Source organism: Pseudomonas sp. Sample_16, from assembly GCF_004307665.1.
GTDB lineage: Bacteria > Pseudomonadota > Gammaproteobacteria > Pseudomonadales > Pseudomonadaceae > Aquipseudomonas.
Window position 1 is genome coordinate 16407 of record NZ_RCOB01000219.1, and the last position, 19513, is coordinate 35919.

The window sequence follows — 19513 nt, forward strand, 5'->3', positions numbered from 1 at the left end:
AGAATGACAAGCGGTCATTTTAGAGCAAAAATTCTATAAAGCTTTGAAAGCCCCTGAATCCTGGGCTTTCTCTCCTTTAAAAGCATCGCGGGCAAGCCATGCTCCTACAAGTTCGATGCGTTTTGTGCACACCACGGAACCCGTAGGAGCGAGGCTTGCCCGCGATCCGCGTGAAGCGCGGCGATTCAACGATCAGGCGATATCACGCAACTCGCGTCGCAAGATCTTGCCGACCGGTGTCATCGGCAACGACTCCCTCAACACGATGTGCTTGGGTACTTTGTACGCCGTGAAGTTTTCCTTGCAGTACGCCTTCAGCTCTTCAAGGCTGACCCCTGCCTCACGCGCCACCACAAACAGCTTGACCGCCTCACCGGAACGTTCGTCCGGTACCCCGATGACCGCACAGTTGGCGACTTTCGGGTGGGCCATGACCACGTCTTCGATCTCGTTCGGGTACACGTTGAAACCCGAGACAATGATCATGTCTTTCTTGCGATCGACAATGCGCACAAAGCCGTCCGGGTCGATCACAGCAATGTCGCCGGACTTGAACCAGCCCTCGGCGTCCAGCACCTCGGCGGTGGCCTCGGGTTTCTGCCAGTAGCCCTTCATGATCTGCGGGCCCTTGATGCACAGCTCGCCGCGCTCGCCCAAGGGCTGTTCGACCCCTTCATCATTGATCACTTTCAACGTGGTGCCCGGCACTGGCAGCCCGACCGTGCCGATGCGCGATTGGTCGCCGTACGGGTTGGTGCAGGCCACTGGCGAGGTTTCGGTCAAGCCGTAGCCTTCGGTGATGCGACAACCGGTGAGCTGTTCCCAGCGTTCGGCGGTAGCCTTGACCAGCGCGGTGCCACCGGAGTTGGTGAGCTTGAGGCTGGAGAAATCCAGGGTCTTGAAATCCGCGTGGTCCATTAGCGCAACGAACAGCGTGTTGAGCCCGAGCAACGCCGAGAAGCGCCAGTTTTTCAGTTCCTTGATGAAGCCGCCGATGTCCCGCGGATTGGTGATCAGCACGTTATGGTTGCCGGACACCATCATGCACATGCAATTCGCCGTGAATGCATAGATGTGGTACAGCGGCAGCGGCGCGATCATCACTTCCTGCCCTTCGCGCAACAGCGGCTGACCGTCGTTGCCGAACTGCTCCAGACAGGCCCGCACTTGTTGCATGTTCGCCACCAGGTTGCCGTGGGTCAGCATGGCGCCCTTGGCCAGCCCGGTGGTACCACCGGTGTATTGCAGCACGGCGATATCGTCGAGGCCGACTTTCAGCGGCTTGATGCCCAGGCCACGCCCCATGCGCAACGCACTTTTGAAGGAAATGGCCTGGGGCAAGGCATAGGCCGGGACCATTTTCTTCACCTTGCTCACAACCGTGTTGACCAGCCAGCCTTTGGCGGCGGGCATGAAGTCGCCCATTTTGGCTTCGATCAGGTACTGGATGTCGGTGTCGGGCAGGACTTCCTGGACCTTTTGCCCGAACATGTTGAGGTACACCAGTGCCCGGGCGCCGGAGTCCTTGAACTGGTGACGCATCTCCCGCGCGGTGTACAGCGGGTTGGTGTTGACCACGATCAACCCGGCACGCAACGCGCCGAACACGGCTACCGGATAATGCAGGACGTTAGGCATCTGCACCGCGATGCGATCCCCCGGCACCAGGTCGGTATGGGCTTGCAGGTAACCGGCGAACGCTGCGCTGTAGCGTTCCAGTTCGGCGTAGGTCAGGGTGATGCCCATGTTGCTGAACGCCGGGCGATCAGCGAATTTCTTGCAGGAACGTTCAAACACCTCGATGACCGACTTGTAGGCACCCGCGTCGATGTCCAGGGGTACGCCGGCCGGGCGCTTGTCATTCCAGAAATCAGGTTGCATTGTTCTTGTCCTCTTTACCTGAGCCTATCCGGGCCGCTTTTCTGTCATTTCTCTGTGATCCCTCAAAAAGCAGAAAGCGAAAAGCGGAGCTTCACGGACACTAGCAGTTATGGCCAATCAGGCAAATATGCGTCAACGCGTCATTGACCGTGTGAATCTTCCTGCCGTGGCGTGAGCTGATGCCGGCAGGATTTTGCGCTATACAATGCAACCACCCCGCGCCCATGCATGGAAAGGAATCGCCATGATCCACGACACGTTCTGGCTGACCACCAGTGACCGCAGCCGCCTCTTCGTCAATCAGTGGCTGCCCATGGGCAAGCTAAAGGCGGTGATCCTGCTGGCCCACGGCATGGCCGAACACAGTGGCCGCTATGCGCGCCTTGCCGAAAAATTCTGCGATCAGGGCTACGGCCTCTATGCACCGGACTTGCGCGGACATGGCAAAACTGCCGAAAACGGGACGCTCGGCCACTTCGCGGACAACGATGGCTGGGCCAAAGTGGTGGGTGACCTGGCCTGCCTGAATCAGCACATCGGCCAGCAGCATCCCGGTGTGCCGATCGTACTGCTCGGCCACAGCATGGGCAGTTACATCGCCCAAGGTTACCTGTTGCACCACAGCGCCAGCCTGCAGGGGGCCATTCTCAGCGGTTCGAACTTCCAGCCCGTGACGCTTTACCGAGCGGCGCGGCAGATTGCCCGCCTCGAACGCCTGCGCCAAGGCTCCAAGGGCCGCAGCGCGCTGATCGAATGGTTGTCGTTTGGCTCGTTCAATAACAAATTCAAACCGGTGCGCACCCGGTTCGACTGGCTCAGTCGCGATCCTTCAGAGGTCGACTTGTACGCCAATGACCCGCTGTGCGGCTTCAGGTGTACCAATCAAATGTGGATCGATTTGCTCGGCGGGTTGCAGCAAATCAGCAAAGCGTCCAATCTCGCGCAGATCGATCCAGGCCTGCCAATGCTGGTGATTGGCGGTGAATGTGATCCGGTGAGCGAAGGCAAGCGTCTGAAAGATCTGGCCGACGCCTTGCGCGAAGCCGGCAGCCAGAGCCTGCAACTGACGATTTATCCGCAGGCTCGGCACGAACTGTTCAACGAAACCAACCGCGATGACGTGATTGCCGACGTGCTGGGCTGGATCAACCAGACCCTGAGCAACCCCAGGCCACATCGAGCCGAATAGTTTTTTGTGAATTCTTTTATTCGTCACAGGAATTGAGACACATGACCCAGGTTACCAACACCCCTTACGAAGCCCTTGAAGTCGGCCAGACCGCCAGCTTCAGCAAGACGGTCGAAGAGCGCGACATTCAATTGTTCGCCGCGATGTCGGGCGACCACAACCCGGTGCACCTGGATGCCGAATACGCTGCCAGCACCATGTTCAAGGAGCGCATTGCCCATGGCATGTTCAGCGGTGCACTGATCAGCGCTGCGGTGGCTTGCGAACTGCCTGGGCCGGGCACCATCTACATCGGCCAGCAAATGAGTTTCCAGAAGCCGGTGAAGATCGGCGACACCCTGACGGTGCGCCTGGAAATCCTCGAAAAACTGCCGAAGTTCCGCGTGCGCATCGCCACCCGCGTATTCAACCAGCGCGATGAACTGGTGGTCGACGGCGAGGCGGAAATCCTCGCGCCGCGCAAACAGCAGAGCGTGACGCTGACCGAGTTGCCACCGATCAGCATCGGCTGACCTGTGGCGAGGGGGCTTGCTCCCGCTGGGGCGCGAAGCGCCCCCAACTCAGACACCTCAGTTCACCTGAACGAATGCGTTGGCAGGATTTGCGACGGCTGCGCAGCCGAGCAGGAGCAAGCGCCCTGGCCACAGGACAGCATCACGAACACGAACTAGCGCTCACCCTCCTGCACCTGCACGCTCGCAGTCATTCCCGCACTCAAGTTGATCCCTTCGGGCACTTTGTCCAGCTTGATCCGCACCGGAATCCGTTGCGCCAGTCGCACCCAATTGAATGTCGGTTCCACCTCTGCCAGTAACTGGCCGTCCGGTGTGGTATTGCGATCGGTTATCCCGCGGCTGATGCTTTCAACGTGCCCCTGCAACGCTTCCCCGGCGCTCATCAACCAGACTTTCACCGGGTCGCCGACCTTGATCCGTGGCAGCTTGGTTTCTTCGAAATAAGCCTGCACGTAAAAGGTTGAATCATCGATCAACGCCATCACCGGTTGCCCGGCATTCACATAATTGCCTTGAGCCAGACGCAGGTTGGTGATGTGACCATTGCGCGGCGCATGGATCTGGCTGCGCGCCAGGTTGATCTCTGCGACCTTGGCCTCGGCCTGTGCTTCACGCAGTTCACCACGGGCGATACCGGCATTGATTTGTGCGTTTTCCCGCAGTTCGGCGCTGATCGCGTGCGGCCCGAGGCTGGCGCGGCGGCTGGCTTCGCGTTCACGCAGGTTCAGTTGTTGCTGGCGGGTTTGCACCACCGCCTGGGCTTTTTCCAGGGCGGCTTCGAAACGGTCGCGGTCGATACTCAACAACAGGTCCCCCGCCTTCACCTGCTGGTTATCGTAGGCCTTGAGCTCACGCACCCAGCCCGACACATCCGGCGCGATCACCACCACGTCGGCGCGAATACGTGCATCGCGGGTCCAGGGCGTGAGCATGTAGTACTGCCACAAATGCACGCCGGCAAATATCGCCACCGCCACCAGGCACAGGGTCAACGCGACACGTACGGGGGTACGCATATTCAGCTCCTTATAAAGGTCCGAGGACGACGGTGATCACGGTCAATACACAGACGTACAAGGCACAATCAAACAATGCTTCGTGCCAGACCCAACGACCAATCGGGGTCAGCCGCAACAACAGGCGCAAGGCGCCGGTCACCAGCAGCGCCAGCAGCACATAAATCAGAAACGGGCTGAGCAACACCCCGCCCACCGCCCACTCACGCAAGCCCATGGTTTGCCTCCTGTTGGCGGCACCAGGCGCGCCAGCTGTTCTGCAATTGCAGCACCGCGCCCCGGGCCAGTTTCACTGCATCACTCGAGGGCAAGGCGTAAAGGTTTTGCACGAAAGCCTCGCTGGCTTCGGCCAGCGCTTCGCCGCGATCTGGCGCCGGACCTTTTTTCAGGACGCTTTCCAGTTGCTCGAGGTATTGCTGTTGCGCTGTAGAAACCGGAACCTGCGCAACCGCCAGGCTCAGGCGCAGGTGCAGCAATTCATCGCCGATATCCAACCCGAGCAGCCCGTCATCCCAGCGGCTTCGCGCCGGCTCGGGCAACTCCGGATAATGCCGCGCCAATTGCAGCAAGCGGTCGGCCATGCGCCCGCCGAACCAGCTCTCGGCGCCGGCCAGATTGCGCCGGGTCAGGCGCACCAGATCGTCAAGGGTAGCCGCGAGCAATCGACGGCCATGCCACGCCGGGTTACGCAGGATCAACAGATGGAATGCGAGCACCGCCGCACCGACGCCGATGACCATGGCCTGGGCGCTGTTGAAGAACGTCGCGACGTCGAACTTCATCTGGTTGAGCGGAGCCACCAGCACAATGAAATGCAGGCAGAATGACGTGGCCGTAGCGCCGATCTGCGGCTTGGCCATGCCCAGCGCCCCGAAAAACAACGGCACGCCCATACCCATGCACAACATGGCAAAACTGCTCCATTGCGGCAGCAGAATTTGCCCGACGATGAACGCCGCCGGAATGGCCAGGAATATCCCGCGCATGAAGCTCATGCCGATTTGCGCACCATTTTCCCGGCTGGCGAACAGGCTGCACACCACGCACGTCAACAACATCGCCCCCGCTGCCGCGGGCCAAGCGGTCGCCAGCCAGAAACTCGCAACCACCAGGAACGCCAAGGCACTGCGGGCGCCGAACACCAGGGCCAGCGACAGATCGCGGTGAGGTGTCAGCGTCTTGGGCGGCGCGACCGGATCACCGCCCTCCTCAACGGCGCTCAACGCCGCCGTCGCCGCCATGGCCGTATCCATCAGCAAGGTGAAACGCACCAGGCAGTAACTCTGTGCCGAACTGATCTGCGGGTCGTGGGACGCGTCGAGCAAACGCGGGCGCAGGGCATGCAACGTCGCAGGATCGGCGACTTTCAGCGCCTCCAGCACTTCGTTCATCCACGGTGACAACTGCGCCGACTCTTGCGGTTCCAACTGTTTCCACTGCCGGCGCACTGAACGGGCGATACGCAGCAGCATCAACAATTTCTGGCTCAAACCGCTGATGGCGCGTGCCCGTTGCCGACCGAGAGGCCCTTCGAACCAGGCGTGTTCGCGTTGCGCGTCCACGGCAACGATTCGACCGAGAATTTCCAGCAAGCCTTTGCGTGCCTGTCCATCCCCGGCCAGTGTCGCCCGCGCGGCATTCATGCCACTTTGCCAGGCTCCTCGGGCCTGGTCCGACAGCTGTCGCTCGACCCGCAATGGCCAGAGCAAAGCACTGCTGGCGGTGGCGCAGATAATGCCCAGGCTGATTTCGGTGCAGCGTGCCACGGCTTGGTCAAATACGGTCAACGGATGATTGATGGCCGGCAGCGCGATGATCGCCACGGTGTACCCGGCCAGTACAAATGAATAGGACCAGGCACTGCGCAGTAATGTCGAACTGGCCGTACACAGTCCAAGCCACAATGCCAACGCCAGCAAAAACAGCCACGGTGTCTGGGCGAACAAGCCCATGAACACCACCGACATGATGGTTCCGACCAACGTCCCCAACAGCCGCGCCAAGCCCTTTTGCATCACCATGCCGGACAGCGGCTGCGCGACGATGAACGCAGTCATCAACGCCCAGGCCGGTTGCTCCAGGCCCCAGCGCAATGCCAGCCACAGCGCCACTCCTCCGCCGATCAAGGTCTTGATCGCGAACTGCAAGGCGCGGCGGTCAGGCGCAAACAACGCCTGCAAAGTAATGGGCACGTAAAGCACTCTTGAAAAGTCGTTTTAACGATAGTCGGCTTCAGGCCGGTCACTTGAAAAACAAATTATTAGCTAGCTATCTATACCCCGTCCAGCGCTAATTCCCGAGCACAAAAAAACGCCAGACTAGCTGGCGTTTTTGACAGCAAACGAACGCTTACGAACGTGCGCGCGCTTGGTTACGCAGGGCTTTTACCTGATCGTGGTTACGTTGCACGCCGTGGTACTGACGCTCAACGAGATCACGAATGCCCACCAGGTTGTGCTTGTTGATTTTCTCCATGGCATCGCGATACGCCTTCAGCGCATGGTCCTCGCCACGTTCGGCTTCATTGAGCACCGCTTCTTCATCCTTGCCGGTGAACATCGACTTCACATCGACCCAGCGACGATGCAGATCGCCACTGACGCTGGTGGACGTTTCCGGATCGCCGCCCATTGAACGCACCGCAGCCTGCAGCTCAGCGGCGGCGGTGCCACAGTCGGCAGCACGTTGCACAAACAAGGTTTTGAGTTCAGGGTGTTTGATGTCTTCGGCGCAAGTCTTGAACCCTTCCTGACCGTCTTTGCAGGTTTCAATCAGGTCATTGAGTACAGAAATCGCTTCTTTATTCATGTCGGTCATTTTTCAATTCCTTGCGGTTGATGAAAGATGACTTACTCATTGCAGGGCGCATGCCAGCTCAACAGACATAAATTTCCCTATATTTTTCAATTAGTTACCATTACGGCGAAAATCTGTATCCGTTTTTTTTGCATGATCTGTCAATTGGCCTGCATGCAGAATGCCTGTATTTTCCAGACTGAATGAATCAAGACGACTGCGTGATGAACCCTGAAAAGCTCGAACTGCTGATCACCCGGGAAATGCCCTTCGGCAAATACAAGGGACGGATCATTGCCGACCTGCCCGGCCCATACCTGAACTGGTTTGCCCGGGAAGGTTTTCCCCACGGCGAATTGGGTGGCTTGCTGGCCCTGATGCAAGAGATTGATCACAACGGCTTGTCGGAGTTGCTGGAACCCTTGCGCGCCAAGCATGGCAAACCGGCACCACGCCACTGATCCACGCCCCCCGCCCCTGATTGAGTAAGCCCATGCCCGACAATACCCGCCGTGCCCGTGATGAAGCCTTTTGGCGGACCTTTGCCGATCGCTACGATCGGCAACCGGGACCGATCAATCTGGAAAACGGCTACTTCGGACGCATGTCGCGCACCGTGGTCGAGGAGTATCAGCGCAACATCGAGCTGATCAACCGCAGCAACTCGGTGTATGCGCGCCAGCGCTTCGAGCAGGGCGACAGTGTGAAGATCCGCGCGCAGTTGGCCGGGCTGATCGGTGTACCTGCCGAAAGTGTCGCCCTGACCTGCAACGCGACGGATGGTTTGCAATCGTTGATCCGCAACTACAATCGCCTTCAACCGGGCGATCAAGTGCTGATCTGCGACCTGGAGTACGACACGGTCAAGGGCGCGATGCGCTGGCTGGCGCGTCATCGGGGTGTCGAGGTGATCGAGATCGACCATGGGCACCCTGCCAGTTTCGACAGTTTACTGGCCACCTATCGCGAGACCTTTGCACGCTACCCACGACTCAAGCTGATGGCCTTGACCCACGTCACTCACCGCACAGGCCTGGTGATGCCGGTGCAGGCGATTGCCGCCGCCGCCAGGGAGCATGGCATCGATGTGATCCTCGACGGCGCCCATGCACTGGGGCAACTGGAATTCGATCTCGAAGAGCTGGGCATCGCCTTCGCCGCCTACAACCTGCACAAATGGATCGGTGCACCGCTGACCCTGGGCTTTCTCTACATCGCCCCCGAGCGCCTGGCTGACATCGACCCGGACATGGAGGAGATGCATTTTCCGATCACCGACATTCGCGCTCGCACGTCTTACAGCACGCCGAACATCCCCGCACTGCTGACCCTGCCGCTGGTGCTCGAAGAGCATTGGGCCATGGGTGGTGCCGCGGCCAAGGGGGCACGGCTCAACTACCTGCGCAACCTGTGGGTGCGCGCGGTACGTGGGCACCCGGGTATCGAAGTCATGATCCCGGATGATCCACGGTTGTACTGTGGCATCACCTCGATGCGCTTTACCGCCCATGCCGACCAACAGGCGATGGCCGAAAAACTGCTCAGCGACTACAACCTGTTTACCGTAGTGCGCAACGGCGCTGCCAGCGGTCCATGCATTCGCATTACGCCGGGGCTGACCAGCACTGCGGCGGACATGAACCGACTGGCTTCGGCGTTGGCGGAACTGGCCTGACGTCACACGGTGTATTTATCGAAGTCTTCCGGCTTGATCTGGGTCGACACTGCAAAGGTGTCGATGCCGATGGTCATGTGCCCGAAAAAACCGTCGTCCCTGGAGTCTCGAGAGAGGGTATGTACATTCAGGGTCGAGGCCTCGCCGCCCATGGTTGTGTAAAAGTGATCTTGCTCATTGCTCAGCGGTCGCACAGCCCGTCCGCTGTACTGCCGACTGCCAAGCACTGAACGCGAAGCCACTTCGGGAAAGTACAGCTGCCCCACCCAGGCGACGTGTCGTTCTTCCAGATAGTTGTTGCCCGAGGTGATTCGCACGGCCACATGAATGTGCAGGGTACGGCCAGCATAGAAACCCGGGTAGATGGTAGTGAAGCGCACGTTCCCCGCTTTATCAGTGAACTGAGCACCACGCAGGTACGTATCGTCGTCGGTTCTCGGGATTGCGCCGATGTCGCCGACATCGACTTCCAGGTCCGGATTGATCTTGCTCCAGCCTGAATAGGCGCCCCGCGCATTGCAGTGCCAGATATCCACCAGCGCATCGGTGACCGGTTGGCCAGTCATGGCATCGATGATTTGCAGGCGCAATACCAATGGGATGCCGTCGGCGCCTTCGCTGATATTGCGTCGAATCAGTTTGGGATTGCGAAAATAAGGGCCGGCGATTTGTTCCGGGGACAGCAGGCAAACGGGTGTATCGGTAATGTTGGCGTCCATGACGTTCTCTCTTCCATAAGATCAACGCAGGCTAGCACTGGCCGCTTTTCCGGATGCGGTAACTATGTATCGCAGGATGTCTTGACGCCGGTTTTCATCAGGCAAAAAAAACGGTGCACCGACCAAGCGCACCGTAAAGCCGTAGAACACACAACGAAGTGTCGGGTGAAGCGATCAGTCCAGCAGCGCCAGTGCCTCGGCGGTGCATTCCTGAATGCGGGCCCAGTCGCCGTTCTTGATCCACTCAGGATCAAGCATCCAGCTACCGCCCACGCACATGACGTTCTTCAACGCCATGTAGCTCTTGATATTGGCCGGGCCCACGCCGCCGGTCGGGCAGAATTTCACTTCGCCGAACGGACCGCCCAAGGCCTTGATAGCGGCAACGCCACCGCTGACTTCCGCCGGGAACAACTTGAAGCGGCGATAACCCAGACCATAGCCTTCCATGATGCCCGAGGCATTGCTGATGCCTGGCAGCAACGGGATCGGACTGGCAACGCTGGCTTCCAGAAGGTCACGGGTGATGCCTGGCGTAACGATGAACTGCGAGCCCGCCGCTTCTGCCGCGGCCAGCATGTGGCGATCGAGCACGGTGCCGGCACCGGTCATCAACTCCGGACGCTGTTCGCGCAGGATCTGGATGGCCTTAAGGCCGAACTGCGAACGCAGGGTCACTTCCAGCGCGGTCAGGCCACCCGCCGCGAGGGCATCGGCCAGCGGCAGCACGTCCTGCTCGCGGGCGATGGTAATCACCGGCAGGATCCGCGCCTTGGCGCAGAGGCTGTCGATCAGGGCAACTTTATCCGCCATGGAAACGGTCGGGGATGGGATTGTCATAGCGGCTGTTCCTTGGCTCATGGGCACCAGTAAATCTCTAACGTAGGTTGCAGAAACGCGCGAATCGGCATTGCGGCGACATCGTCACCGGCCAGTGCGGTACTCAGGGTGGTCAGCTTGGACTGACCGGAAATCGATAGAACCTTGTGCTTGGCCGAAGCCAGCAGCGCACGGCTCATGGTCAGGCGCTGATGCGGCACGGTCGGTGCGAGCATTGGATAGCAACGACGGCTACCGTCGGCCTGCAAGGCCTCGGCAAGCTTCGGACTGTTGGGGAACAGCGAGGCGGTGTGACCGTCATCGCCCATGCCCAGTACCAGCACGTCGATCACCGGCAACTCGGAGAGCAAACGGTCAGCCTGCTCTGCCGCCTGTTCCAGGTTGGCGCTGGCGCTATACAGGCTCAGAAACTGAGCCTTGGCCGCCGGGCCTTGCAACAGGTATTTCTTGATCAGGCCGGCATTGCTGTCGGCATGCTCGACCGGCACCCAACGCTCGTCAGCCAGGCTGATCACGACGTTGGGCCAGTCCAGTTTCTGCTTGGCCAGGTGCTGGAAAAACGCCACCGGACTGCGGCCACCGGACACCACCAGGGTCGCAGTGCCCTGGGTGTCGATCGCGTCGCTCAGTTGTTTCGCCACGCTCAGCGCCAGGCCTTCGGCCAACAGCGTCGGGCTCTTGAACTCATGGGCGCTTACACCCTGAGGCAGTTTCAAATCAGATATCGCCATACCACGACCTCCCATCCCGCGTAATCAGTGCAATGGAGCTCATCGGCCCCCAGGACCCTGCCGCATACGGCTTGGGCGCATCACCGGATTTTTTCCACCCGGCGATCAACTGGTCACACCACTTCCACGCGGCTTCGATTTCATCTTTACGGACAAACAGGTTCTGATTGCCGCGCATCACTTCCAGCAACAACCGCTCGTAGGCATCGGGAATCCGTGCGCTGCTCCAGGTGTCGGAAAAATTCAGCTGCAACGGACCGCTGCGCAGCTGCATGCCTTTGTCCAGGCCTTGATCCTTGGTCATCACGCGCAAGGAAATGCCTTCGTCCGGTTGCAGGCGGATAATCAGCTTGTTGCTGATTTGCAGGCGCTGCTCGGGGGCGAAGATGTAGTGCGACGGTTCCTTGAAGTGGATGACGATCTGCGACAGTTTTTGCGGCATGCGCTTGCCGGTGCGCAGATAGAACGGTACGCCGGCCCAGCGCCAGTTGCGGATATCGGCTCGCAGGGCGACAAAGGTTTCGGTGTCGCTCTGGGTGTTGGAATTGGGTTCTTCCAGATAACCCGGCACGGCTTTGCCTTCGCTGTAGCCGGCGATGTATTGGCCGCGCACCACCTGGGTGGTCAGGCCTTCCGGGCTAATGGGCGCCAGTGCCTTGAGCACTTTGACTTTCTCGTCGCGGATGCTGTCGGCGGACAGGTCGGCCGGTGGGTCCATGGCGATCAGGCAGAGCAATTGCAGCAGGTGATTCTGGATCATGTCCCGCAGCTGGCCGGCCTTGTCGAAGTAGCCCCAGCGGCCTTCGATCCCGACCTTCTCGGCCACGGTGATTTCCACGTGGGAAATGTAATTCTGGTTCCACTGGGTTTCGAACAGGCTGTTGGCAAAACGCAGGGCGATCAGGTTCTGGACGGTCTCTTTGCCCAGGTAATGGTCGATGCGGTAGGTGCGGTTTTCCGGGAAGAACTGCGCCACGGCATCGTTGACCTTGCGCGAGGATTCCAGGTCCGAACCGATGGGTTTTTCCAGCACCACGCGGGTGTTTTCCGCCAGGCCGACCTTCGCCAGGTTCTCGCAGATCGCGCCGTACACCGCTGCCGGCGTAGCAAAATAGGCGATGACCCGCTGGGCACTGCCTGCCGCTTCGGCCAGGGCCACATAGTCTTCGGGTCTGAGGAAATCGACGTGCAGATAGCTCAGGCGCGCGAGAAAACGTTCGACGACGGCTTCGTCCAGATCTTTGGCACCCACGTAGCGGCGCAGTTCGGAGGCGATGAACGCCAAATGCTCCTGCTCGCTGCCGGGCTCACGGGCCAGCGCGATGATCCGCGTGTCCTCGTGCAAGAGGCCTGCACCGTCGAGTTGATAAAGCGCAGGAAACAGCTTGCGCAAGGCCAGATCGCCAAGGGCGCCAAACAAGGCAAAGGTGCACGGTTCAACCGTAATCGAGAGCATGATGTTTGTTCTTTTATCAAGTTAAGCTACAAATACCTTTTTTCAAGGCATCACTCAAGGGAAAATGTAGTAATAACCACAACATTTTCGCAAAATACAGATTCCGAGTGGTGGTCGGTCGGAGCCATCAGTAGGATAGGCCACCGTTATGGGCCACACCAAAGGCCCTTTTTGCATTAGCCGCGCGCTTATCGGCGCTGGTGAATCAAGGAAACTCATATGGACCGCGTGCGAAATTTACTGGAACAGATCCAGAATCGCCTTGAAGAGCTGAACAAGGCCGAGCGCAAAGTCGCCGAGGTGATCCTGCTCAACCCGCAGCAGGCCACCCGTTTCAGCATCGCCGCCCTCGCCCAGGCCGCTTCGGTCAGCGAGCCGACGGTCAACCGTTTCTGCCGTTCGTTCGGCGTCAGCGGCTACCCCGAGCTCAAGCTGCAATTGGCGCAAAGCCTGGCCAGCGGCGCGGCGTATGTCAGCCGCGCAGTGGAGGCCGATGACAACCCTGAGGCCTACACGCAGAAAATCTTCGGCAGCGCCATCGCGTCCCTGGACAGCGCTTGTCAGGCACTGGACCCGAACCTGATCAGCCGCGCCGTCGACCTGTTGATCCAGGCGCGGCAGATCCACTTTTTCGGTCTCGGCGCCTCGGCCCCGGTGGCACTGGATGCGCAGCACAAGTTCTTCCGTTTCAACCTGGCCGTGACTGCCCACGCCGACGTGCTGATGCAACGCATGATTGCCTCGGTGGCGCACACCGGCGAGTTGTTCGTGATCATTTCCTACACCGGGCGCACCCGCGAACTGGTGGAAGTGGCGCGCATTGCCCGGGAGAACGGCGCTTCGGTGCTCGGCTTGACCGCGGAAAACTCACCACTGGCCAAAGCCAGCACCTTGAGCCTGAACATTCCATTGCCGGAAGACACCGACATCTACATGCCGATGACGTCGCGGATCATTCAACTGACCGTGCTCGACGTGCTCGCAACAGGCATGACCTTGCGACGCGGAGTGGATTTCCAGCCGCATTTGCGCAAGATCAAAGAGAGTTTGAATGCCAGCCGGTATCCGGTGGGTGACGAATTCAACTGATCCGAAATCTGCGCTGACCGGTCCGGCCTCATCGCTGGCAAGCCAGCTCCCACAGTGTCCGCGCCGAACCTGAAATGCTGATTGTTCCCACGCTCCGCGTCACTGGACGCGGAGCGTCCCTTGAGGTATTCCCACGCAGAGCGTGGGAACGATCCCCATTAAGCCGCCACCCGCGCCTGCAAACTCAAATGCGCCCGCTCCCCCGGTTTCAGGCACAGGCTGTCGGTGCCGCCGCTGGCCGCTTCCACGCAAACGAATTCAGATATCTCGTTCCAGCTCACCCCGAGCAACGGTCGTGATCCCGGATGCCACACCACCGTGTCAGCCGTATCGCCGGTATCGATGCACAACGCCCGATCCCAGGCGTGATCGTTAAGCTGCAACTCCCCGTCATGCTGAAACACCCGCTGGCATCCGCCATCGACCCGCAACTCGCCTTCCTGCTGGCAAATCTGTCGGTTCAACTGGTCGTAACCTTGCGCGCCTTCGAGCCCAGACAGCGCTACCTCACCGACATCGCCAATACGCCAGTAAGCGTGCAAAGCCTGGCTCAACTGGCATGGCATGTCGTCCTGATGCTCGGTACTCAAACGCAACTCCATGCGTTCCCCCAGGTGTGCATGCAGGTCCACTTGCCAGTCGCAGAGTTCAAGTTGCCAGTGCAAACGCACGCCATCCTCGTCACTGCTGCTATCGATCAGCTTCCAGTCGAGCAACCGCGCCCAACCATGGGACGGCCAGGCATTTTCGCTCGGATGACGGCCATACCATGGCCAGCACACCGGCACGCCACCACGGATCGCGCCTACCTGCGGCCACTTCGCCGCGCACCACAGCCAGGGTTTCTGCCCCTTGGGCTGGAAGTGCAACAACTGCGCGCCCTGGCGACTGAATACCGCCTGACACAGCGGGTGATCAATGACCAACACGTCGCGCTTCTGATAGCGCTCCCAGGCAAACACCGGTCGTTCGCGCAAGGATTTGAAGAAGCGTTGTAGCGGATGCTCATGCATGTGCCACGGTCCTGAAAATCATCTGTCAGCGGGGTGCGCGGCCCTCCAAAAAAAAGCGGACAGCCTTGGCCGTCCGCAAAATGCGCACATAGAGAGGAGCTTATCGCAGTCGCGTTAGAACACCGACTGAATTTTCAGACCGGCCACCAGCGCGTTGTCGACTTCATCCACACCGCCCGGGTGGGTGATGTATTGCAAGTTAGGACGCACGGTCAGCCAGTTGGTGACGTGGAAACCGTAGTTAAGCTCGTAGTTGTACTCGGTCTCACGCAGTGGCGAGAACAGTGGATCGTTGTAGTCGCTGACGCCATTGGCGGCGTTGGTCAGCTCGGCGTTTTTCTTCACGTCATCGTTGACATGGATGCGGGCGAAACCGATACCGAGGTCATCTTTCGGACGTGCATCGAACGGGCCTTTGTACACGAACATCAGCGACTGGTAGTTGTCGACGATGTTGGTGTCCTTGTCGTGGAACGTCGCGTTGGCGGCGATGTTCAGACCGCGAGTGGCGTCACCGTTGTGGCTGGTGAGTTGCTGTTGCGCCACGAACCAGTAGCCGTGCTTGCTGCTGTGGCTGCGATAGGCATTGCCGCTGGTGGCCGCATCATTGCCGTTGTCATCCTCACGAACGTCATCGGCGCTGGCGGTGCTTTTGTAGTAACCGACACGGTATTCGCCCGGCAGGTTGCCAGGGTTGGGCAGCCACACCAGTTCAACCGGCAGGACGGTGCCTTTGGTACCACTGCCGCTGAGCTTGAAGCCGTTGCCGTGCTCCAGTTGCGACGGGTTCTGGTTGTACGCGCCGATCTGCGCATACCACTCAGGCGAGATGTTGTACTTCACGCGGATCGCCGCCTGGCTGACCGGCCAGTTGTACCAGATGTTGGTGGCCCAGTTACCCACTTGGGAACCGCAGAATGCCAGGTTCTGGAATTCGCACGGGAAGGTGTTGAAATCTTCACCCTCACCGAAGTAACCGGCCTTGACGTCGAGTTTGTTGTCGAAGAACTGATGCTTGATCCACAGTTGGGTCAGACGCACCATGTGGCCTCGGCCGTAGACTTCCTGGGACGAACTCAGGGTGCCGGCCCGCGGGTCGCCGACGCGGTCGTTGGAAATGTTTTCGCCGTTACGGTTGGTCAGCTGGATCTTGGCCTGGGTGTTATCCCAACCGAACAGCTTTTCCAGGTCCAGCGCCGCGCCCAGACCAAACTGGTCACTGTAGCGCGCGGTCTTGTCGTCGTTGAAACCGCCATGCAGGTTGCCACCGACTTCACCGACGTAGTCCATCTTGATGTCGATGCCCTGCTCGATCAGCTTGGTACGCTCGCCACCCCAATCACCGGTCATCCATTCCGAATCGGCGCTGAACGCGTCAGCCGCGTGCACGCTACCGGCCAGCATCATTGCCGCAACGGCTGACAACTGGCAGATAAGCTGAGCACTGTTGTTCTTCTTCATCCCTACTTCCTCGTTTTATTGTTATTAACTTTTCTTTTTCCAACGCGGTTACATCAGTTGCGGCGGATGACAGGCCATCCGCCACGGATTCCCCCTGTGAAGATTGGCTTTTGTGTGGGAGCTGGCTTGCCAGCGATGGCATCACCTCGGTTCGACGTCAAAACCAGTCGCCTGCATCGCTGGCAAGCCAGTCCCACAAAAATCCATTCCCACCTATGATCTTCAGCGGCCTTTGAACTGGGCGACGTTGGCAGCGTGCGCCTCGGTTTTCGGCACACCGGCAACCCCCAAGCGCTCGCCGGTCTTGGCATCGAACAGCAGCACTTTCGCCGGATCGAATTGCAGGGTCAGGGTCTCGCCGACTTGCGGCGCCACGTCCGGGGCCAAGCGGCAGCAGACCTTGGTGTCGTTGAGATTGACGAAAACGAGAGTGTCCGGGCCGGTTGGCTCGGTAACCTGGACTTCGGCGCGAATGGTCGGCAAACCATTGGCTTCACCGTTGGCCAGTACGATCTGCTCCGGGCGCATGCCGAGAATCACTTCGCGATCCTCGAGACCGGCGTCCTGGATGCCCAGCGGCAATTCGCAACGGGCCTGGCCACTGTCGAGCAGCGCCACCAGACGACCGTCCTTGCGCTGCAACCGCAGCGGGATGAAGTTCATCGGCGGCGAACCGATGAAGCTCGCCACGAACAGGTTGGCCGGGTCGTTGTAGATCTCTTTCGGTGTACCGAACTGCTGGATGATCCCGTCCTTCATCACCGCCACCTTGTCGCCCAGCGTCATCGCTTCGATCTGGTCGTGGGTCACGTAGACCGTGGTGGTTTTCAGGCGCTGGTGCATCAGTTTCATTTCGGTGCGCATCTCGACCCGCAGCTTGGCGTCGAGGTTGGACAGCGGTTCGTCGAACAGATAAATCTTCGGTCGGCGCGCCAGGGCACGGCCCATCGCCACGCGCTGTTGCTGACCGCCGGAGAGCTGGCCCGGCTTGCGATCGAGCAGGTGCTCGATCTGCAACAGCTTGGCCACGCGGGCGACTTCTTCGTCGATCGCCGACTGGCTCATCTTGCGGATTTTCAGGCCGAACTCGATGTTCTCGCGCACGCTCATGGTCGGGTACAGCGCATAGGACTGGAACACCATGGCGATGTCGCGATCCTTGGGGCTCATGCCGCTGACGTCCTGGTCGCCGATCATGATCGCGCCGCCGGTGATGGTTTCCAGGCCGGCGATGCAGTTCATCAGGGTCGACTTGCCGCAGCCCGACGGGCCGACAAGGATCAGGAACTCACCGTCCTTGATCGACAGTTCGATGTTCTTCAGGGTGTCCGGCAAGCCGGCGCCGTAGGTCTTGTTTACATTGCGAAGTTCGAGCGTAGCCATGATTACCCCTTGACTGCGCCGGCCGTGAGCCCGCGCACGAAATACTTGCCTGCGACCACATAGACCAGCAGGGTCGGCAGCCCGGCGATCATCGCCGCTGCCATATCAACGTTGTATTCCTTGGCGCCGGTGCTGGTGTTGACCAGGTTGTTCAGCGCCACCGTGATCGGTTGCGAATCACCGCTGGAGAACACCACGCCGAACAGGAAGTCGTTCCAGATCTGGGTGAATTGCCAGATCAGGCAGACCATGATGATCGGCGTCGACATCGGCAGAATGATCCGGCGAAAGATGGTGAAGAAACCCGCACCGTCGAGGCGCGCAGCCTTCACCAGCGCATCCGGAATGCTGATGTAGTAGTTACGGAAGAACAGCGTGGTGAACGCCAGGCCGTAGACCACGTGCACGAACACCAGGCCCGTGGTGGTACTTGCCAGGCCCATCTTGCCGAGGGTGAACGAGGCCGGCAGCAGGACGGTCTGGAACGGCAGGAAGCAACCGAACAGCAGCAGGCCGAAGAACAGCTGCGAACCACGGAAACGCCACATCGACAGCACGTAACCGTTCAAGGCACCGATGGCCGTGGAGATCAGCACCGCCGGAACGGTGATCTTGATCGAGTTCCAGAAGTAACCATCAACCGTGGCCCAGGCCTTGACCCAGCCGATGCCGCTGACCACGGTCGGCCAGCTAAGCAGATTGCCGGTGCTGATGTCTTCCGGGGTCTTGAAGCTGGTCAACAGCATGACCACCAGCGGTATCAGGTAAAGCAGCACAGCCAGGATGAGCACCGCGTAGATCGCGATGCGACTCAGGCTGATGGCAGGTTTGGCAGCGAGACTAGTCATGACGCTTGGTCCTCAGCTCGGAGTACAGGTAAGGCACGATGATTGCGAGAATCGCACCGAGCATCAGAATCGCACTGGCCGAGCCCATGCCCATCTGGCCGCGGCTGAAGGTGAAGGAATACATGAACATCGCCGGCAGGTCGGAGGAGTAACCCGGGCCACCGGCCGTCATCGCCGCCACCAGGTCGAAACTCTTGATCGCGATGTGCGCCAGAATCATCACCGCACTGAAGAACACCGGACGCAGGCTTGGCAGCACCACTTTCCAGTAGATGCGCGGCATGCTCGCGCCATCGATCTGCGCGGCACGGATGATCGATTGATCAACGCCCCGCAGGCCGGCGAGGAACATCGCCATGATGAAACCCGAGGCTTGCCAGACAGCGGCAATCACCAGGCAATAGACCACGCGATCCGGGTCGATCAACCAGTCCAGGCGGAAGCCTTCCCAGCCCCAGTCACGCAACAATTTGTCCAGGCCCATGCCGGGGTTGAGCAGCCACTTCCATGCGGTACCGGTGACGATCATCGAGAGCGCCATCGGGTACAGGTAAATGGTGCGGATGAAACCTTCGCGCCGGATGCGCTGGTCGAGGAACACCGCCAGCAGCACGCCGATCACCAGGGTGATGCCGATGAACATGCCGCCGAACAGCGCCAGGTTCTTGCTCGCCACCCACCAGCGGTCGTTGTCGAACAGCCGCGCGTATTGCGCCAGCCCTGCCCACTTGTAATTGGGCAGGAATGTTGAGGTCGTGAACGACAGAATGAACGTCCACAGGATGTAGCCATAGAAGCCCACCAGAACGATGAACATGCTCGGCGCCAGCACCAGTTTTGGAAGCCAGCGCTGCAATGCATCGAACGGCGAGGCCTTGCTGAACACAGCAACAGAACTCAT

19 protein-coding genes are annotated in these 19513 nt (G+C 59.7%); 5 read left to right on the forward strand and 14 right to left on the reverse strand.

Going from position 1 to position 19513, the window contains the following annotated elements; all coding sequences use genetic code 11:
* Positions 1–192: 192 nt before the first annotated feature.
* Complete coding sequence (gene fadD2, locus D8U69_RS28880) at positions 193–1881, reverse strand: long-chain-fatty-acid--CoA ligase FadD2 (RefSeq protein ID WP_130908633.1); 1689 nt, start codon at positions 1879–1881, stop codon at positions 193–195.
* A gap of 244 nt (positions 1882–2125) precedes the next feature.
* On the opposite strand from fadD2, the gene D8U69_RS28885 reads away from it, so the two are divergent.
* Together D8U69_RS28885 and D8U69_RS28890 are read left to right on the forward strand one after the other, a co-directional pair.
* A complete protein-coding gene (locus D8U69_RS28885) occupies positions 2126–3070 on the forward strand; it encodes an alpha/beta hydrolase (RefSeq protein WP_130908634.1) in 945 nt (314 codons plus the stop codon).
* A 41-nt stretch (positions 3071–3111) separates the two neighbouring features.
* Complete coding sequence (locus D8U69_RS28890) at positions 3112–3582, forward strand: MaoC family dehydratase (RefSeq protein ID WP_056852612.1); 471 nt, start codon at positions 3112–3114, stop codon at positions 3580–3582.
* A gap of 155 nt (positions 3583–3737) precedes the next feature.
* On the opposite strand, the gene D8U69_RS28895 is transcribed toward D8U69_RS28890, so the two are convergent.
* From D8U69_RS28895 to D8U69_RS28910, 4 genes are all read right to left on the reverse strand, one after another.
* Positions 3738–4601, reverse strand: a complete 864-nt coding sequence (locus tag D8U69_RS28895) for an HlyD family secretion protein (RefSeq protein ID WP_130908635.1) — start codon at positions 4599–4601, stop codon at positions 3738–3740.
* A 10-nt stretch (positions 4602–4611) separates the two neighbouring features.
* Entirely contained in the window at positions 4612–4818 is a 207-nt protein-coding gene (locus tag D8U69_RS28900) for a DUF1656 domain-containing protein (RefSeq protein ID WP_056852614.1), read from the reverse strand.
* Positions 4805–6793, reverse strand: coding sequence for an FUSC family protein (locus D8U69_RS28905; protein WP_130908636.1), 1989 nt, complete (start codon positions 6791–6793; stop codon positions 4805–4807). Before D8U69_RS28905 ends, D8U69_RS28900 begins: the two co-directional genes overlap by 14 nt.
* 157 nt (positions 6794–6950) lie before the next feature.
* Positions 6951–7418 carry a PA2169 family four-helix-bundle protein gene (locus tag D8U69_RS28910; RefSeq protein ID WP_056852616.1) on the reverse strand — a complete coding sequence of 156 codons (468 nt, stop codon included), beginning with the start codon at positions 7416–7418 and terminating at the stop codon, positions 6951–6953.
* Positions 7419–7621: 203 nt separating this feature from the next.
* Here D8U69_RS28910 and D8U69_RS28915 point away from each other — a divergent pair, with 203 nt between their 5' ends.
* Together D8U69_RS28915 and D8U69_RS28920 are read left to right on the forward strand one after the other, a co-directional pair.
* Positions 7622–7858 (forward strand): DUF3820 family protein, encoded by a 237-nt coding sequence (locus tag D8U69_RS28915; RefSeq protein WP_003213031.1) that lies wholly within the window; start codon positions 7622–7624, stop codon positions 7856–7858.
* Positions 7859–7890: 32 nt separating this feature from the next.
* Positions 7891–9072 (forward strand): aminotransferase class V-fold PLP-dependent enzyme, encoded by a 1182-nt coding sequence (locus D8U69_RS28920; RefSeq protein WP_130908637.1) that lies wholly within the window; start codon positions 7891–7893, stop codon positions 9070–9072.
* 2 nt (positions 9073–9074) lie between these two features.
* Here the strand turns inward: D8U69_RS28920 and D8U69_RS28925 are convergent, their stop codons facing one another.
* The 4 genes from D8U69_RS28925 to zwf all read right to left on the reverse strand — a co-directional run bounded on the left by D8U69_RS28925 (position 9075) and on the right by zwf (position 12818).
* On the reverse strand, positions 9075–9791 hold the full coding sequence (locus D8U69_RS28925; protein ID WP_130908638.1) for an intradiol ring-cleavage dioxygenase: 717 nt from the start codon (positions 9789–9791) through the stop codon (positions 9075–9077).
* Between the two features lie 174 nt (positions 9792–9965).
* Positions 9966–10631 (reverse strand): bifunctional 4-hydroxy-2-oxoglutarate aldolase/2-dehydro-3-deoxy-phosphogluconate aldolase, encoded by a 666-nt coding sequence (locus tag D8U69_RS28930; RefSeq protein WP_056852619.1) that lies wholly within the window; start codon positions 10629–10631, stop codon positions 9966–9968.
* A gap of 17 nt (positions 10632–10648) precedes the next feature.
* On the reverse strand, positions 10649–11362 hold the full coding sequence (gene pgl, locus D8U69_RS28935) for a 6-phosphogluconolactonase (protein ID WP_130908639.1): 714 nt from the start codon (positions 11360–11362) through the stop codon (positions 10649–10651).
* Entirely contained in the window at positions 11349–12818 is a 1470-nt protein-coding gene (gene zwf, locus D8U69_RS28940; protein WP_056852621.1) for a glucose-6-phosphate dehydrogenase, read from the reverse strand. The genes pgl and zwf overlap by 14 nt, the downstream gene beginning before the upstream one ends.
* A 228-nt stretch (positions 12819–13046) precedes the next feature.
* On the opposite strand from zwf, the gene D8U69_RS28945 reads away from it, so the two are divergent.
* Positions 13047–13907: a MurR/RpiR family transcriptional regulator gene (locus tag D8U69_RS28945; protein ID WP_170948639.1), complete on the forward strand. Its 861-nt coding sequence runs from the start codon at positions 13047–13049 to the stop codon at positions 13905–13907.
* Positions 13908–14065: 158 nt separating this feature from the next.
* Here the strand turns inward: D8U69_RS28945 and D8U69_RS28950 are convergent, their stop codons facing one another.
* The 5 genes from D8U69_RS28950 to D8U69_RS28970 all read right to left on the reverse strand — a co-directional run bounded on the left by D8U69_RS28950 (position 14066) and on the right by D8U69_RS28970 (position 19513).
* A complete protein-coding gene (locus D8U69_RS28950) occupies positions 14066–14920 on the reverse strand; it encodes a D-hexose-6-phosphate mutarotase (RefSeq protein ID WP_056852622.1) in 855 nt (284 codons plus the stop codon).
* A 114-nt stretch (positions 14921–15034) separates the two neighbouring features.
* Positions 15035–16381 (reverse strand): carbohydrate porin, encoded by a 1347-nt coding sequence (locus D8U69_RS28955; RefSeq protein ID WP_056852623.1) that lies wholly within the window; start codon positions 16379–16381, stop codon positions 15035–15037.
* A 222-nt stretch (positions 16382–16603) separates the two neighbouring features.
* On the reverse strand, positions 16604–17764 hold the full coding sequence (gene ugpC / locus D8U69_RS28960) for a sn-glycerol-3-phosphate ABC transporter ATP-binding protein UgpC (protein WP_130908640.1): 1161 nt from the start codon (positions 17762–17764) through the stop codon (positions 16604–16606).
* Between the two features lie 2 nt (positions 17765–17766).
* Positions 17767–18612 (reverse strand): carbohydrate ABC transporter permease, encoded by an 846-nt coding sequence (locus D8U69_RS28965; protein WP_056852625.1) that lies wholly within the window; start codon positions 18610–18612, stop codon positions 17767–17769.
* A complete protein-coding gene (locus D8U69_RS28970) occupies positions 18605–19513 on the reverse strand; it encodes a sugar ABC transporter permease (protein WP_056852626.1) in 909 nt (302 codons plus the stop codon). Before D8U69_RS28970 ends, D8U69_RS28965 begins: the two co-directional genes overlap by 8 nt.

Bases quoted from the DNA above. Each gene is read 5' to 3' on its own strand.
- D8U69_RS28890 (WP_056852612.1), top strand. From the start codon at position 3,112: ATGACCCAGGTTACCAACACCCCTTACGAAGCCCTTGAAGTCGGCCAG.
- D8U69_RS28955 (WP_056852623.1), bottom strand. From the start codon at position 16,381: ATGAAGAAGAACAACAGTGCTCAGCTTATCTGCCAGTTGTCAGCCGTT.
- D8U69_RS28970 (WP_056852626.1), bottom strand. From the start codon at position 19,513: ATGAGTTCTGTTGCTGTGTTCAGCAAGGCCTCGCCGTTCGATGCATTG.
- D8U69_RS28910 (WP_056852616.1), bottom strand. From the start codon at position 7,418: ATGACCGACATGAATAAAGAAGCGATTTCTGTACTCAATGACCTGATT.
- D8U69_RS28900 (WP_056852614.1), bottom strand. From the start codon at position 4,818: ATGGGCTTGCGTGAGTGGGCGGTGGGCGGGGTGTTGCTCAGCCCGTTT.
- ugpC (WP_130908640.1), bottom strand. From the start codon at position 17,764: ATGGCTACGCTCGAACTTCGCAATGTAAACAAGACCTACGGCGCCGGC.
- D8U69_RS28965 (WP_056852625.1), bottom strand. From the start codon at position 18,612: ATGACTAGTCTCGCTGCCAAACCTGCCATCAGCCTGAGTCGCATCGCG.
- D8U69_RS28885 (WP_130908634.1), top strand. From the start codon at position 2,126: ATGATCCACGACACGTTCTGGCTGACCACCAGTGACCGCAGCCGCCTC.
- fadD2 (WP_130908633.1), bottom strand. From the start codon at position 1,881: ATGCAACCTGATTTCTGGAATGACAAGCGCCCGGCCGGCGTACCCCTG.
- D8U69_RS28915 (WP_003213031.1), top strand. From the start codon at position 7,622: ATGAACCCTGAAAAGCTCGAACTGCTGATCACCCGGGAAATGCCCTTC.
- D8U69_RS28920 (WP_130908637.1), top strand. From the start codon at position 7,891: ATGCCCGACAATACCCGCCGTGCCCGTGATGAAGCCTTTTGGCGGACC.
- D8U69_RS28925 (WP_130908638.1), bottom strand. From the start codon at position 9,791: ATGGACGCCAACATTACCGATACACCCGTTTGCCTGCTGTCCCCGGAA.
- D8U69_RS28950 (WP_056852622.1), bottom strand. From the start codon at position 14,920: ATGCATGAGCATCCGCTACAACGCTTCTTCAAATCCTTGCGCGAACGA.
- zwf (WP_056852621.1), bottom strand. From the start codon at position 12,818: ATGCTCTCGATTACGGTTGAACCGTGCACCTTTGCCTTGTTTGGCGCC.
- pgl (WP_130908639.1), bottom strand. From the start codon at position 11,362: ATGGCGATATCTGATTTGAAACTGCCTCAGGGTGTAAGCGCCCATGAG.
- D8U69_RS28895 (WP_130908635.1), bottom strand. From the start codon at position 4,601: ATGCGTACCCCCGTACGTGTCGCGTTGACCCTGTGCCTGGTGGCGGTG.
- D8U69_RS28930 (WP_056852619.1), bottom strand. From the start codon at position 10,631: ATGACAATCCCATCCCCGACCGTTTCCATGGCGGATAAAGTTGCCCTG.